Annotated in this window: 12 protein-coding genes; 9 read left to right on the top strand and 3 right to left on the bottom strand. The window is 64.3% G+C overall.

The features are described from left to right. Positions 1–78: 78 nt before the first annotated feature. Together ACOAPY_RS08535 and ACOAPY_RS08540 are read left to right on the top strand one after the other, a co-directional pair. The gene (locus ACOAPY_RS08535; protein ID WP_021701739.1) at positions 79–729 is read left to right on the top strand and encodes a bifunctional 4-hydroxy-2-oxoglutarate aldolase/2-dehydro-3-deoxy-phosphogluconate aldolase; all 651 of its coding nucleotides are present in this window, start codon (positions 79–81) and stop codon (positions 727–729) included. After that, a complete protein-coding gene (locus ACOAPY_RS08540; protein ID WP_465156162.1) occupies positions 726–1,175 on the top strand; it encodes an acyl-CoA thioesterase in 450 nt (149 codons plus the stop codon). The genes ACOAPY_RS08535 and ACOAPY_RS08540 overlap by 4 nt, the downstream gene beginning before the upstream one ends. Here the strand turns inward: ACOAPY_RS08540 and ACOAPY_RS08545 are convergent. Then, positions 1,172–1,567 (bottom strand): hypothetical protein, encoded by a 396-nt coding sequence (locus ACOAPY_RS08545; RefSeq protein ID WP_465156164.1) that lies wholly within the window; start codon positions 1,565–1,567, stop codon positions 1,172–1,174. The genes ACOAPY_RS08540 and ACOAPY_RS08545 overlap by 4 nt on opposite strands. 91 nt (positions 1,568–1,658) lie before the next feature. On the opposite strand from ACOAPY_RS08545, the gene ACOAPY_RS08550 reads away from it, so the two are divergent. Both ACOAPY_RS08550 and ACOAPY_RS08555 read left to right on the top strand, forming a co-directional pair. After that, the gene (locus ACOAPY_RS08550; RefSeq protein ID WP_465156165.1) at positions 1,659–2,615 is read left to right on the top strand and encodes a tRNA dihydrouridine synthase; all 957 of its coding nucleotides are present in this window, start codon (positions 1,659–1,661) and stop codon (positions 2,613–2,615) included. A 90-nt stretch (positions 2,616–2,705) separates the two neighbouring features. Beyond that, positions 2,706–3,155, top strand: coding sequence for an Hsp20 family protein (locus ACOAPY_RS08555; protein ID WP_272794020.1), 450 nt, complete (start codon positions 2,706–2,708; stop codon positions 3,153–3,155). Between the two features lie 47 nt (positions 3,156–3,202). Here ACOAPY_RS08555 and ACOAPY_RS08560 read toward each other — a convergent pair whose 3' ends face one another. Then, positions 3,203–6,118, bottom strand: a complete 2,916-nt coding sequence (locus ACOAPY_RS08560; protein ID WP_465156167.1) for a PAS domain S-box protein — start codon at positions 6,116–6,118, stop codon at positions 3,203–3,205. A gap of 114 nt (positions 6,119–6,232) precedes the next feature. Next, on the bottom strand, positions 6,233–7,108 hold the full coding sequence (locus ACOAPY_RS08565) for a LysR family transcriptional regulator (protein ID WP_465156168.1): 876 nt from the start codon (positions 7,106–7,108) through the stop codon (positions 6,233–6,235). 175 nt (positions 7,109–7,283) lie between these two features. On the opposite strand from ACOAPY_RS08565, the gene leuC reads away from it, so the two are divergent. From leuC to ACOAPY_RS08590, 5 genes are all read left to right on the top strand, one after another. Further along, positions 7,284–8,711 carry a 3-isopropylmalate dehydratase large subunit gene (gene leuC, locus ACOAPY_RS08570; protein WP_465156170.1) on the top strand — a complete coding sequence of 476 codons (1,428 nt, stop codon included), beginning with the start codon at positions 7,284–7,286 and terminating at the stop codon, positions 8,709–8,711. Between the two features lie 11 nt (positions 8,712–8,722). After that, the gene (gene leuD / locus ACOAPY_RS08575; protein ID WP_465156754.1) at positions 8,723–9,370 is read left to right on the top strand and encodes a 3-isopropylmalate dehydratase small subunit; all 648 of its coding nucleotides are present in this window, start codon (positions 8,723–8,725) and stop codon (positions 9,368–9,370) included. A 12-nt stretch (positions 9,371–9,382) separates the two neighbouring features. Further along, complete coding sequence (gene leuB, locus ACOAPY_RS08580; protein ID WP_465156171.1) at positions 9,383–10,465, top strand: 3-isopropylmalate dehydrogenase; 1,083 nt, start codon at positions 9,383–9,385, stop codon at positions 10,463–10,465. A 56-nt stretch (positions 10,466–10,521) separates the two neighbouring features. After that, positions 10,522–11,634, top strand: coding sequence for an aspartate-semialdehyde dehydrogenase (gene asd / locus ACOAPY_RS08585; protein ID WP_465156173.1), 1,113 nt, complete (start codon positions 10,522–10,524; stop codon positions 11,632–11,634). 104 nt (positions 11,635–11,738) lie between these two features. Next, positions 11,739–12,743, top strand: coding sequence for an aspartate-semialdehyde dehydrogenase (locus ACOAPY_RS08590; protein ID WP_465156174.1), 1,005 nt, complete (start codon positions 11,739–11,741; stop codon positions 12,741–12,743). The last annotated feature ends 10 nt before the right edge of the window (positions 12,744–12,753 follow it).

Consider the following 12,753-nt stretch of genomic DNA (forward strand, 5'->3'; position numbering starts at 1 on the left):
CCACTGCGCCGAAGTTGTGCTTCGCGGCCAGTGGGCACCGTCACAGCAGCCAATGCCGTTTGGTTAGGGGGAGATGACATGGGCCTGACGATGGATGTGGTGCTGCAGCGTGCGCGCCCGGTGCTGCCGGTGCTGGTGATCGAGGATTGCGCCCTGGCGGTGGACCTGGCGCGTGCGCTCTATGCCGGCGGCGTCGAGGTGCTCGAAGTCACCCTGCGCACACCGCGCGCCCTGGATGCCCTGGCGGCGATTCGCCAGGAGCTGCCGCAGCTGCTGGTGGGGGCGGGTACGGTGATTCACGCCGAGCAGTTTCAGGAGGCCCGCGATGCCGGTGCGCAGTTCGCCGTCAGCCCGGGCTGCACCGAGCGCCTGGCGGCGGCGGCCGATGACTCGGGGCTGCCCTACCTGCCGGCAGTGATGACGCCTTCGGAAGTGCTGCTGGCCCTGGAGTACGGTTACCGCTCGCTGAAGCTGTTCCCGGCCAATGGCAATACCAGTGTGAAGATGCTGAAGAGCTTCAAGGGGCCGTTTACCGGCATTCGTTTCTGCCCTACCGGCGGCATCACCGCGGACAACCTGCTGAGTTTCCTGCGCCTGCCCAACGTGGCCTGCGTCGGCGGTACCTGGATCGCCCCGGACAACCTGATTCGCGCCCGTGCCTGGGACCAGATCACCCAGTTGGCCAGCGAGGCCCGCGCCCTGGCGGCCAGTGTGGAGGTCAAGCCGTGAGCTGGGACCTGCCGACGCCTTTCGTCATCGACCTGCAGGTTGCGGCCGACGACATTGACGGCCTGGGGCATGCCAATAATGCCGTCTACGTCAGTTGGCTGGAGCGCTGTGCCTGGCGCCATTCGCAACACCTGGGGCTGGACCTGGCCGAGTATCGCCGGCTGGATCGCGCCATGGCCGTGCTACGCCACGAGATCGACTACCTGGCCAGTGCCTACGAGGGCGAGGAATTGCAGATGGCCACCTGGATCGTCGAGTCCGACCACAAGCTGAAAATGACCCGGCGCTTCCAGCTGTGGCGTCCTTCAGACGCCACCACGCTGCTGCGCGCGCAGACCACCTTCGTCTGCATCGAACTGTCCACTGGCAAACCCAAGCGCATGCCGGCGGAGTTCGTCGAGGGCTACGGGCAGGCGCTGCTGGAACCCTATCCGTTGCAGCTCTAGTTGAGCAGTGGTGCGAGGAAGGCTGCGCCCGGTTTGACGATGATCGCGAACTGGCGCGTCTCGCCCGGCCCCAGCAACACCGATTGCGCCGCCCCCGGCCCCTGGCCGCCGCAATAGCCGGCAGAGGAGATGGCCACCGCCAGGCTCACCTGGCCGCTGGGCAGGTCCAGCGCGGTACGCTCGCCGGGGCCGAGGCTCGCTGCCACTTCGCGGTTCACATACAAGTCCACGTTGCAGGCATTCGGTGCGTTGCTGTCGCGGCTGAAGATCAGCCGACCCGGTTCGCCCGGTGCCGGCGCCGGTGGCTGGACCTGGACGCCGCGTGGCAGTGGTTCGGCGGCCTGGGCGAGGGTGGCGAGCAGGCACAGGGCGAGTAGTGAATGGCGCGACATGCGGTTCTCCGTTCGGCTCCTTGTCGTGTGGCCATCTTGCACCAGGCGGGCGGGGCCTTAAACTGTGCGCCCCGTTTTTCCGGACTGTCCCATGCAAATCGCCCTGGCCCCCATGGAGGGGCTGGTCGACGAAATCCTGCGCGATGTGCTGACCCGTGTCGGCGGCATCGACTGGTGCGTCACCGAGTTCATCCGCGTCTGCGACCGCCTGCTGCCTGAGGCCGCCTACCACAAGCTGGCGCCCGAACTGGCCGATGGCGCGCTGACCCGCGCCGGCACGCCGATGCGCGTGCAGCTGCTCGGCTCAGACCCGGTTTGCCTGGCTGATAACGCGGCGTTTGCCTGCAGCCTCGGCGCGCCGGTGATCGACCTCAACTTCGGCTGCCCGGCCAAGACGGTGAACAAGTCGCGCGGTGGCGCCGTATTGCTCAAGGAGCCGGAGCTGCTGCACGCCATCGTGCGCGAGGTGCGTCGCGCCGTGCCGGCCGCGATTCCGGTCACTGCCAAGATGCGTCTGGGCTTCGACAGCCCGGACGCCGCCCTGGAGTGCGCGCAGGCCCTGGCCGAGGGCGGTGCCGCGCAGCTGGTGGTGCACGCCCGAACCAAGGTCGACGGCTACAAGCCGCCGGCGCACTGGGAGTGGGTGGCGCGGGTGCAGGACGTGGTGGCGGTCCCGGTGTTCGCCAATGGCGAGATCTGGAGCGTCGACGACTGGCGGCGTTGCCGCGAGATCAGCGGCGCCGAGGACATCATGCTCGGGCGCGGCCTGGTCTCGCGCCCGGACCTGGCGCGGCAGATCGCTGCGGCACGCGCCGGTGGCGAAGTCGTGCCGATGCGCTGGGACGAGCTGTTGCCGCTGCTGCAGGACTTCTGGCAGCAGGCCCGGCGCAAGCTGGCGCCGCGCTACGCGCCGGGGCGTCTCAAGCAGTGGCTGGCCATGCTCACCCGCAGCTATCCCGAGGCCGTCGCGCTGTTCGCCGAGGTGCGCCGGGAAAACGATTGCGCGCGTATCGACGCCTTGCTCAACCCGCTGCAACCCGCCTCTTGAAATCCGCCGGGGCATCCACATCTAGTTGATGTGGGATGCCGAAGTCGGGTCCCACGACCAGACACTTGCTGATTATTCAGGAGATGCGCCATGAGCAACGTCCTTTCCCTGGCTCCGCTGTTCCGCCAGTCCATCGGTTTCGATCGTTTCAACGACCTGTTCGAATCGGCGCTGCGCAGCAGCGAGAACGGCAGTTCCTATCCGCCCTACAACGTCGAGAAGCATGGCGATGACCAGTACCGCATCGTGGTGGCGGCCGCCGGCTTCCGTGAAGAAGACCTGGAGCTACAGGTTGAGCGCGGCGTGCTGACCGTCACCGGTGGCAAGCGCGAACGCGCGGCCGAGAGCGTCAGCTACCTCTACCAGGGCATCGCCCAGCGCGGCTTCAAGCTCTCGTTCCGCCTGGCCGACCATATCGAGGTGAAGGCTGCCGCGCTGTCCCACGGCCTGCTGAATATCGACCTGGTGCGTGTCGTACCGGAAGAGGCCAAACCCAAGCGCATTCCCATCGGCGGCGACAAGCCGGCGCTGGAAGGCTGACCGACAGCCGCTTGAGAGAAGGGCACCTGTGGGTGCCCTTCTGCATTTCAGTGGCTGCGATTGGCCTTTAGCAGGTCGTGGAATTCCGCTAGCGGCACCGGCTTGCTGAACAGGTAACCCTGGTAATGATGGCAGCCCTGCTGGAGGAGGAACTCCAGTTGTTCGGCCTGCTCCACGCCTTCGGCGATCACCTGCAGACTGAGGCTGCGGGCCATGGCGACGATGGCGCGGATGATCTCGGCATCGTTGGGGTCGCTGGTGGCATCACGGACGAACGACTGGTCGATCTTCAGCACATCCACCGGCAAGCGCTTGAGGTAGGTCAGCGAGCTGTAGCCCGTGCCGAAGTCGTCCATGGCGAAGCTCAGGCCGAGCTTCTTCAGGCGGCGCATCTTGGCGATGGTGTCGTCGAGGTTGTGAATGACGATGCCTTCGGTGATCTCCAGCTTGAGCATGCTGGCCGGTAGCTTGCTCTGCTCGAGACAGCGCTCGACGCGCTCGACGAAGTCATTCTGGCGAAACTGTCGGGGGCTGATGTTGACGCAGAGCTGAAAGGACTCGCGGTCAACCAGGCCTTCGTGCATCAGGCGGGAACCGACATGGCAGGCTTCATTGAGTATCCAGGCCCCGGCCTCGAGAATCAGGCCGCTCTCCTCCAGAACCTGAATGAACTGCGCCGGTGACTGCATGCCCAGTGTCGGGTGATTCCAGCGTAGCAGTGCTTCCGCCCCAATCACGCTGCCGGCGCGTGCATCTACCTGGGGTTGCAGGTACAGCTCGAATTCGCCGCGGGCAAGGGCCAGGTGCAAATCGTTTTCCAGGCGCAGGCGCTCGCTAGCGGCCTCCTGCATCGCCTTACGAAAGATCTGTACCGTATTGCGTCCCGAATCCTTGGCCCGGTAAAGCGCGATGTCGGCGCGCTTGAGCAGATCGGTAGGGTTGTCACCGTGGTCCGGTAGCAGGGCGATGCCAATGCTCGGTGTCACCTGCAGGCGATGACCCTCCAGCAGCATAGGCTCGGCCAGCAGACCGCGCAGTTTCTCGGCTACCTGGCGGACCTGGCGGGTGATCTCGTTGCGCTTGCCTTCGAGGCCGGAAATCAGCACCACGAACTCGTCGCCACCCAGGCGCGCCACGGTGTCCTCCTGGCGCACGCTGGCTTCCAGGCGCGCGGTCACCATCTTCAGTACGGCATCGCCTACCGGATGGCCGAGCGAGTCATTGATGTGCTTGAAGTGGTCAAGATCGAGAAACAGCAGGGCGCCATGCAGGTCGTGGCGTTTGAGCAGCGCGATCTGCTGGACGAGCCGGTCCATTAAGAGTGCACGGTTGGGCAGGTTGGTCAGGGGGTCGTGGTAGGCCAGGTGCTGGGCTTGGGCCTGGGCCGCTTTCAGCTCACCGATGTCGCGCGCCGTAAGCAGCAGGCAGGGTGTGCCGTTCAGTTCAATGGGCTCGACCGAAACCTCCACCAGCTGCAGTTTGCCGCTGCGGTGCTGGCCATGCATTTCCAAGTGGTAGACACGGCCATCACGGAGGATGGCCTCGACCATGCGTTGTCGCTCCTCCGGGTTGACCCAGACCTGCAATTCCGCGGCGGTGCGGCCGATGACCTCCTCGGGGCGATAGCCGGTCAGGCGGCAGAAGCCCTCATTGACTTCGATGAAGCGGCCGCTGTCGCGTTCGGTGATCGTGATGGCGTCCGGACTGGAGTGAAAGGCCTTGGCGAATTTCTCCTGGCTGGCCTTGAGCGCGGCCTCCGCCGCCTGCCGCTCGGTGATGTCGCGGAACGTGGTGGTGATGCAAAGTTGGCGGTCGACACGGATGAAACGGCTCGATACCACACAGGTGAGTTCGTTGCCGCCCTTGGTGCGGAAGCGTGCGATCTCGCTGCTCAGATGCTGGTCCTGGCTCAGCTTGGCAAACAGCTGGTTGCGCTGCTGCTCGTCGACCCAGAAACATACTTCCGGCGCGCTCCGCCCGACTATCTCCTCGGGGGACCAGCCAAAGGTCTGGCTGAAGCTGGGGTTGATCTCGACAAACACCCCATCGCGTATGCGTGACACGCAGATAGGCTCAGGGCTGGCCTGGAACAGGGTGACGAATTTTTCCTCGGAGGAAGCCAGGCGCTGCTCGCGCTGCACTCGCTCGGTGATGTCCATGAGGATGCCGGCCATGCGCAACGGCTGGCCCTCCGGGTCCCGGTGAAGCTTGGCGGTGCTTTCCAGGTAGCGCGTTTCGCCGTTGTCCAGGCGGATTCGATAGGTCACCTGGTACTCGCGTTGTGCCTGTTCGAGTATCTCGCGATACGCCTGGCGCATGAGCTTCTGGTCCTGCTCTGGCACCCGTTGGAAGAATTGACTGGACTTGCCGTGGTAGGGCTCGCCGGCGAGGCCATGGAGGCTGGCGGCGCGGCCAGAGCTGTACAGGGTGTCGCTGGGGATGTGCCAGTCCCAGGTGCCCAGGTTGGCTGACTCCAGCGCCAGATTCAGGCGCTCCTGGCTGTCGTGCAGGGCCTGCTGCTGCTGCTGTTGCTCGGTGATGTCGCGTACCACGCCGACGACTTGCGTGCAGCCGTTGGCATCGGTTTGGGGGCGTCCGCTGATTTCCACCCAATGCAGGCTGCCATCCGGCCAATGGATCCGGTGCCGAAGCGGTTCTGCCATCGGATTGCCGTTGAGCACCTGCTGGAACAGGTGCCGGACTTTGGCGCGGTCTTCCTCGGGAATCAGCTCGATGTAATCGACCGTACGTCGCAGCGGCTGCTTGGGGTCCAGGCCAAACAGGGCCTGCGCGCCGCGAGACCAGCTAACCCTGCCGCTCTCGATGTCCCAGTACCATGCGCCCAGGTGGGCACCGTTCAGGGCTGCGAGCAGCAGTGGTGCGTTGTGCCAGGTCTTTTCGAACTCGGCCGGGTCCAGGGCAGGTATATGAGGGAAAGGCGGTTGCTTGGGTGGTTTGGACATCAGGTTTCTCGTCCGCCGCTCGGTGCGCTCGGCCTGCGGCTGGAATGCCCGCCGTAGAGGTGCTCAAGCGTTTTTTCTTATGATTATGGCGTCAAATTAGCCGCTGTATGGCTTTCAAGGCAAGCGCTGCGCCTCCAGCAGTGCCATGAAGGCTCTGGCCGCATTGGACAGCGTGCGCTCGCGGTGCAGGATGTAGCCCAGGCGTCGCTGCAACTGGATACCCGGCAGCGGCAGGCGCACCACCTGTTCATCGAGCATGGTGCGTGGCAGCACGCTCCAGGCCAGGCCGATGGAGACCATCATTTTGATCGTCTCCAGATAGTTGGTGCTCATGGCGATGTTCGGCGTCAGGCCCTGGGCCTGGAACAGGCCCTGGACGATATGGTGGGTGAAGGTGTTGCCGCCGGGAAACACCGCCGGGTGCAGCGCGACGTCGGCCAGGGTCACCGCGCCGTTGCGCGCCAGCGGGTGCTCCGGGGCGGCGACGAAGTCCAGCGGGTCGTCCCAGACCGGCACGGCGTGCACCGGCTCGCGGGTCTCGGGGGCCAGGGTGATCACCGCCAGTTCGGCGCGGCCGTGGAGAACCTCTTCATAGGCCACTTCCGAGTCGAGGAACTGGATATCCAGTGCCACCTGCGGGTACTGACGGGTAAAGGCGCGCAGCAGCGGTGGCAGGCGATGCAGGCCGATGTGGTGGCTGGTGGCCAGGGTCAGGCGACCGCTCACCTCGCCGTTGAGGTTGGTCAGGGCGCGGCGGGTATCGTCCAGAACATTGAGGATCTGGTAGGCGCGCGGCAGCAGGGCCCGGCCGGCCTCGGTCAGGCTGACTTCGCGGCCGATGCGGTCGAACAGGCGCGTGTCGAGTTGCTGTTCCAGGCCGGCGATGCGCTTGCTCACGGCGGGCTGGGTCAGATGCAGGCGCTCGGCGGCCTCGGAGAAACTGCCGGCTTCGGCGATGGCGATGAAGGCATTGAGGTTGGCCAGGTCCATGGGATTCCGTGTGGCGAGGTGTTTTTCCGGTTATAGCGCACTGCATTCCAGCGAGGAATGCTTCGAATAAAAAATATGAATTGGAGTTATTTGATCCAAGTCCCTAGGATCGCCCCATCAGCAGAAGGGTTATCAGCCCTCGCACCGCACATGACCTGATCGAGGACATAAGCAAATGGCCGGCAAGACGCTCTACGACAAGCTCTGGGATATGCACGAGGTGAAACGCCGCGACGACGGTTCGTCGCTGATCTACATCGACCGGCAGATCCTCCACGAAGTGACCTCGCCGCAGGCCTTCGAAGGGCTGCGTCTGGCCGGGCGCAAGCCGTGGCGCATCGACGCCAACATCGCCACCCCGGACCACAACGTGCCGACCACCAAGGCCGAGCGCCAGGGCGGCCTGGAAGCCATCGTCGATGAAGTGTCGCGCCTCCAGGTGCAGACCCTCGACGAGAACTGCGATGACTTCGGCATCCTCGAATTCAAGATGAACGACAGCCGCCAGGGCATCGTCCACGTGGTCGGCCCGGAGCAGGGCGCCACCCTGCCGGGCATGACCGTGGTCTGCGGCGACTCGCACACCTCCACCCATGGCGCCTTCGGTGCGCTGGCCCACGGCATCGGCACCTCCGAAGTGGAACACGTGCTCGCCACCCAGTGCCTGGTAGCCAAGAAGATGAAGAACATGCAGGTGCGTGTCGAAGGCCAGCTGCCCTTCGGCGTTACCGCCAAGGACATCGTGCTGGCCGTGATCGGCAAGATCGGCACCGCGGGTGGTAACGGCCACGCGCTGGAATTTGCCGGCAGCGCCATCCGTGACCTGTCCATGGAAGGCCGCATGACCATCTGCAACATGGCCATCGAGGCCGGTGCCCGCGTCGGTCTGGTGGCTGTCGATGACAAGACCATCGCCTATGTAGAAGGCCGTCCGTTTGCGCCGAAGGGCGCCAACTGGGCCAAGGCCGTCGAGCAGTGGAAGGGGCTGGTGTCCGATGCCGATGCGCAGTTCGATACCGTGGTCGAGCTGAAGGCCGAGGAGATCAAGCCGCAGGTGTCTTGGGGCACCTCGCCGGAGATGGTTCTGGCTGTGGATGAAAAAGTGCCGGACCCGGCAGTCGAGGCCGACCCGGTCAAGCGCGACTCCATCGTCCGTGCGCTCAAGTACATGGGCCTGACCGCCAACCAGCCGATCACCGAGATCAAGCTGGACCGCGTGTTCATCGGCTCCTGCACCAACTCGCGGATCGAAGACCTGCGCGCCGCCGCCGAGGTGGCCAAGGGGCGCAAGGTCGCCGCTACCGTCAAGCAGGCGCTGGTGGTGCCGGGTTCCGGTCTGGTCAAGGCGCAGGCCGAGGCCGAAGGGCTGGACAAGATCTTCATCGAAGCCGGTTTCGAATGGCGTGAGCCGGGCTGCTCCATGTGCCTGGCGATGAACCCGGACAAGCTGGGCAGCGGCGAGCATTGCGCCTCGACCTCCAACCGCAACTTCGAAGGCCGTCAGGGCGCCGGTGGCCGTACCCACCTGGTCAGCCCGGCCATGGCCGCGGCAGCTGCCGTGACCGGTCACTTCATCGACGTGCGCGAACTGATCCAGGCCTGAGGAGACAGATGATGAAAGCCTTTACCCAACACACTGGCCTGGTGGCTCCGCTAGATCGTGCCAACGTCGACACCGACCAGATCATTCCCAAGCAGTTCCTCAAATCCATCAAGCGCACTGGCTTTGGCCCGAACCTGTTCGACGAGTGGCGCTATCTGGATGTGGGGCAGCCGAATCAGGACTGTTCGAACCGTCCGCTGAACAAGGACTTCGTGCTGAACTTCCCGCGCTATCAGGGCGCCAGCGTTCTGCTGGCCCGCGAGAACTTCGGCTGCGGTTCGAGCCGCGAGCACGCGCCATGGGCACTGGACGAATACGGTTTCCGCACCGTGATCGCGCCGAGCTTTGCCGACATCTTCTTCAACAACAGCTTCAAGAACGGCCTGCTGCCGATCATCCTCAAGGATGAAGAGGTCGATGCGCTGTTCCAGCAGGCCGAGGCCATCGAGGGCTATCAGCTGACCGTGGACCTGGCGGCGCAGACCGTGACCCGTCCGGATGGCGTGCATTACAGCTTCGAGATCGATGCCTTCCGCAAGCACTGCCTGCTCAATGGTCTGGACGACATCGGCCTGACCCTGCAGGACGCTGAAGCTATCAAGGCCTTCGAAGCCAAACACCAGCAGAGCAGCCCCTGGCTGTTCGGCGCGATCAAGTAATAAGGATTGAGCATGAGCAAGCAGATTCTGGTTCTCCCGGGCGATGGTATCGGCCCGGAAATCATGGCCGAGGCGGTCAAGGTGCTGAACCTGGCCAATGAGAAGTACAACCTCGGTTTCGAGCTGTCCTTCGATGATCTGGGTGGCGCCGCCATCGACCGCTACGGCGTGCCGCTGGCCGACGAGACCCTGGCGCGCGCCCGCGCCGCCGATGCCGTGCTGCTCGGCGCCGTGGGTGGCCCGAAGTGGGACACCATCGATCCGGCCATCCGCCCGGAGCGCGGCCTGCTTAAGATCCGCTCGCAGCTGGGCCTGTTCGGCAACCTGCGTCCGGCCATTCTCTACCCGCAACTGGCCGAGGCCTCCAGCCTCAAGCCGGAAGTGGTGGCCGGCCTGGATATCCTCATCGTCCGTGAGCTGACCGGCGGCATCTACTTCGGCCAGCCGCGCGAGAGCAAGGTGCTGGAAAACGGCGAGCGCATGGCCTACGACACCCTGCCGTACAGCGAGAGCGAAATCCGCCGTATCGCCAAGGTCGGCTTCGACATGGCCATGGTGCGCAACAAGAAGCTCTGCTCGGTGGACAAGGCCAACGTGCTGGCCTCCAGCCAGCTGTGGCGCGCCGTGGTCGAGGAAGTGGCCAAGGATTATCCGGAGGTCGAGCTGTCACACATGTATGTCGACAACGCCGCCATGCAGCTGGTCCGCGCGCCCAAGCAGTTCGACGTGATGGTCACCGACAACATGTTCGGCGACATCCTCTCCGACGAAGCCTCCATGCTCACCGGCTCCATCGGCATGCTGCCGTCGGCATCCCTGGACGCCAACAACAAGGGCATGTACGAGCCGTGCCATGGTTCGGCACCGGACATCGCCGGCAAGGGCATCGCCAACCCGCTGGCGACCATCCTCTCGGTGTCCATGATGCTGCGTTACAGCTTCAACCAGTCCGCTGCCGCTGATGCCATCGAGCTGGCGGTGAGCAAGGTGCTGGATCAGGGCCTGCGCACCGGCGACATCTGGTCGGAAGGCAAGACCAAAGTTGGCACCGCCGGCATGGGTGATGCGGTAGTCGAAGCGCTGCGTAGTCTGTAATCTTTCCAGCCCCGTCGTGACTGTAGCGGCGGGCTGTTAACAAGGGTGTAGTCGTTATGAAACGTGTAGGTCTGATCGGTTGGCGCGGTATGGTCGGTTCCGTGCTCATGCAGCGCATGCTGGAAGAGCGTGACTTCGACCTGATCGAGCCGGTGTTCTTCACCACCTCCAATGTCGGCGGCCAAGGGCCTGCCGTGGGCAAGGACATTGCCCCGCTGAAGGATGCCTACAGCATCGACGAACTGAAGAGCCTCGATGTTATCCTGACCTGCCAGGGCGGCGACTACACCAACGAAGTCTTCCCCAAGCTGCGCGAAGCCGGCTGGAACGGCTATTGGATCGACGCGGCCTCCAGCCTGCGCATGGCTGATGACTCGGTCATCGTGCTGGACCCGGTGAACCGCAAGGTGATCGACCAGTCGCTGGACGCCGGCACCAAGAACTACATCGGCGGCAACTGCACCGTCAGCCTGATGCTGATGGCCCTGGGTGGCCTGTACGAAGCCGGTCTGGTCGAGTGGATGAGCGCCATGACCTACCAGGCGGCTTCCGGTGCCGGCGCACAGAACATGCGCGAGCTGATCAAGCAGATGGGCGCCATTCACGGCGCCGTGGCTGATGATCTGGCCAACCCGGCCAGCGCCATCCTCGACATCGACCGCAAGGTTGCCGAGACCATGCGCGGTGAAACCTTCCCGGTGGACAACTTCGGTGTGCCGCTGGCCGGCAGCCTGATTCCCTACATCGACAAGGAGCTGCCCAACGGTCAGAGCCGTGAAGAGTGGAAGGGCCAGGCCGAGACCAACAAGATCCTCGGTCGCATCAAGAGCCCGATCCCGGTGGACGGCCTTTGCGTACGCATCGGCGCCATGCGCTGCCACAGCCAGGCACTGACCATCAAGCTGAACAAGGATGTGCCGCTGGCCGACATCGAAGGCCTGATCAGCCAGCACAACCCTTGGGTCAAGCTGGTGCCGAACACCCGCGAAGCCAGCATCCGCGACCTCGGCCCGACTGCCGTCACCGGTACCCTGAGCGTGCCGATCGGCCGTCTGCGCAAGCTCAACATGGGCTCGCAGTATCTCGGCGCCTTTACTGTCGGCGACCAGCTGCTGTGGGGGGCGTCCGAGCCGCTGCGGCGCATGCTGCGCATCCTGCTGGAGCGTTGATCGCTCAGGTGGGTTGAGAAGGGCCGGTCCGAGACCGGCCCTTTTTATTTTCCGGGCCGTACGGGTAGAGTGCCGCTCCATGAGGTGTATCTAGAGGTTTCTCGATGTCCAAGACTGTTGATCTCGCCGTGATCGGCGCCACCGGCACCGTTGGCGAGGCCCTGGTGCAACTGCTCGAGGAGCGCGAGTTCCCGGTTGGCAACCTGCACCTTTTGGCGGGCGGCGATTCCGCGGGGCAGTCCGTGCCCTTCCGTGGCAAGAATCTGCGGGTACGCGAGCTTGCCGGCTTCGATTTCACTCAAGTGGGGCTGGCATTCTTCGCCGCTGGTGAAGCAGTCAGCCGGCAATACGCCGACAAGGCTGTTGCGGCCGGTTGTACGGTGATCGACCTGAGTGGTGCGCTGGCGCAGGCGTTGCCGGTCGTTCCGGAGGCCAATGCCGAAGCGCTGGCGAATTTGCGTGCGCCCTATCTAGTGAGCAGTCCGGCACCGGCCGCCACTGCTCTGGCTGCCGTGCTGGGGCCGCTGCGCGATCAGCTCGGTCTGCGTCGGGTCGTCCTCAATGCCGCGTTGGCGGTTTCTACTCTGGGGCGTGCCGGTATTGCCGAGTTGGCCCGGCAGACTACCGAGTTGCTCAACATGCGCCCGCTGGAACCACAGCTGTTGGATCGGCAGGTGGCGTTCAACCTGTTGGCCCAGGTGGGTGAGCTGGAGGAGGGCGGTCATGCCCGACTCGAACGGCGGGTAGCGACAGAGCTGAAGCAGGTGCTGGGTATCGAGGGCCTCAAGGTTTCGGTCAGCTGCAGTCTGGCGCCGGTATTCTTTGGCGATAGCCTGGCGGTCTGTCTGCAGACCGATAAGCCGGTGGATGTGCCGGCTGTCGCTGCCTTGTTGGCGCAGCAGTCCGCTATTGAGCTGGTCGAGACCGGCGATTATCCGACCGTGGTCGGCGATGCAGTGGGGCAGGATGAGTTGTATGTAGGGCGCCTGCGGGCGGGGCTGGACGATCCAACGGAGCTTAATTTGTGGATTGCGTCAGATAATGTGCGAAAAGGCTCTGCGCTCAATGCTGTGCAAATTGGTGAGTTGTTGATAAAACACTATCTGTAAAAGATACTTA

This window comes from Pseudomonas stagnisoli (assembly GCF_048595745.1).
GTDB classification, from domain to species: Bacteria; Pseudomonadota; Gammaproteobacteria; order Pseudomonadales; family Pseudomonadaceae; genus Aquipseudomonas; species Aquipseudomonas alcaligenes_A.

What these genes read in the sequence shown, in the direction of transcription:
- ACOAPY_RS08535 (WP_021701739.1), top strand. Translation starts at nt 79, where the DNA reads ATGGGCCTGACGATGGATGTGGTGCTGCAGCGTGCGCGCCCGGTGCTG.
- ACOAPY_RS08545 (WP_465156164.1), bottom strand. Translation starts at nt 1,567, where the DNA reads ATGTCGCGCCATTCACTACTCGCCCTGTGCCTGCTCGCCACCCTCGCC.
- ACOAPY_RS08550 (WP_465156165.1), top strand. Translation starts at nt 1,659, where the DNA reads ATGCAAATCGCCCTGGCCCCCATGGAGGGGCTGGTCGACGAAATCCTG.
- ACOAPY_RS08555 (WP_272794020.1), top strand. Translation starts at nt 2,706, where the DNA reads ATGAGCAACGTCCTTTCCCTGGCTCCGCTGTTCCGCCAGTCCATCGGT.
- ACOAPY_RS08560 (WP_465156167.1), bottom strand. Translation starts at nt 6,118, where the DNA reads ATGTCCAAACCACCCAAGCAACCGCCTTTCCCTCATATACCTGCCCTG.
- ACOAPY_RS08565 (WP_465156168.1), bottom strand. Translation starts at nt 7,108, where the DNA reads ATGGACCTGGCCAACCTCAATGCCTTCATCGCCATCGCCGAAGCCGGC.
- leuC (WP_465156170.1), top strand. Translation starts at nt 7,284, where the DNA reads ATGGCCGGCAAGACGCTCTACGACAAGCTCTGGGATATGCACGAGGTG.
- leuD (WP_465156754.1), top strand. Translation starts at nt 8,723, where the DNA reads ATGAAAGCCTTTACCCAACACACTGGCCTGGTGGCTCCGCTAGATCGT.
- leuB (WP_465156171.1), top strand. Translation starts at nt 9,383, where the DNA reads ATGAGCAAGCAGATTCTGGTTCTCCCGGGCGATGGTATCGGCCCGGAA.
- asd (WP_465156173.1), top strand. Translation starts at nt 10,522, where the DNA reads ATGAAACGTGTAGGTCTGATCGGTTGGCGCGGTATGGTCGGTTCCGTG.
- ACOAPY_RS08590 (WP_465156174.1), top strand. Translation starts at nt 11,739, where the DNA reads ATGTCCAAGACTGTTGATCTCGCCGTGATCGGCGCCACCGGCACCGTT.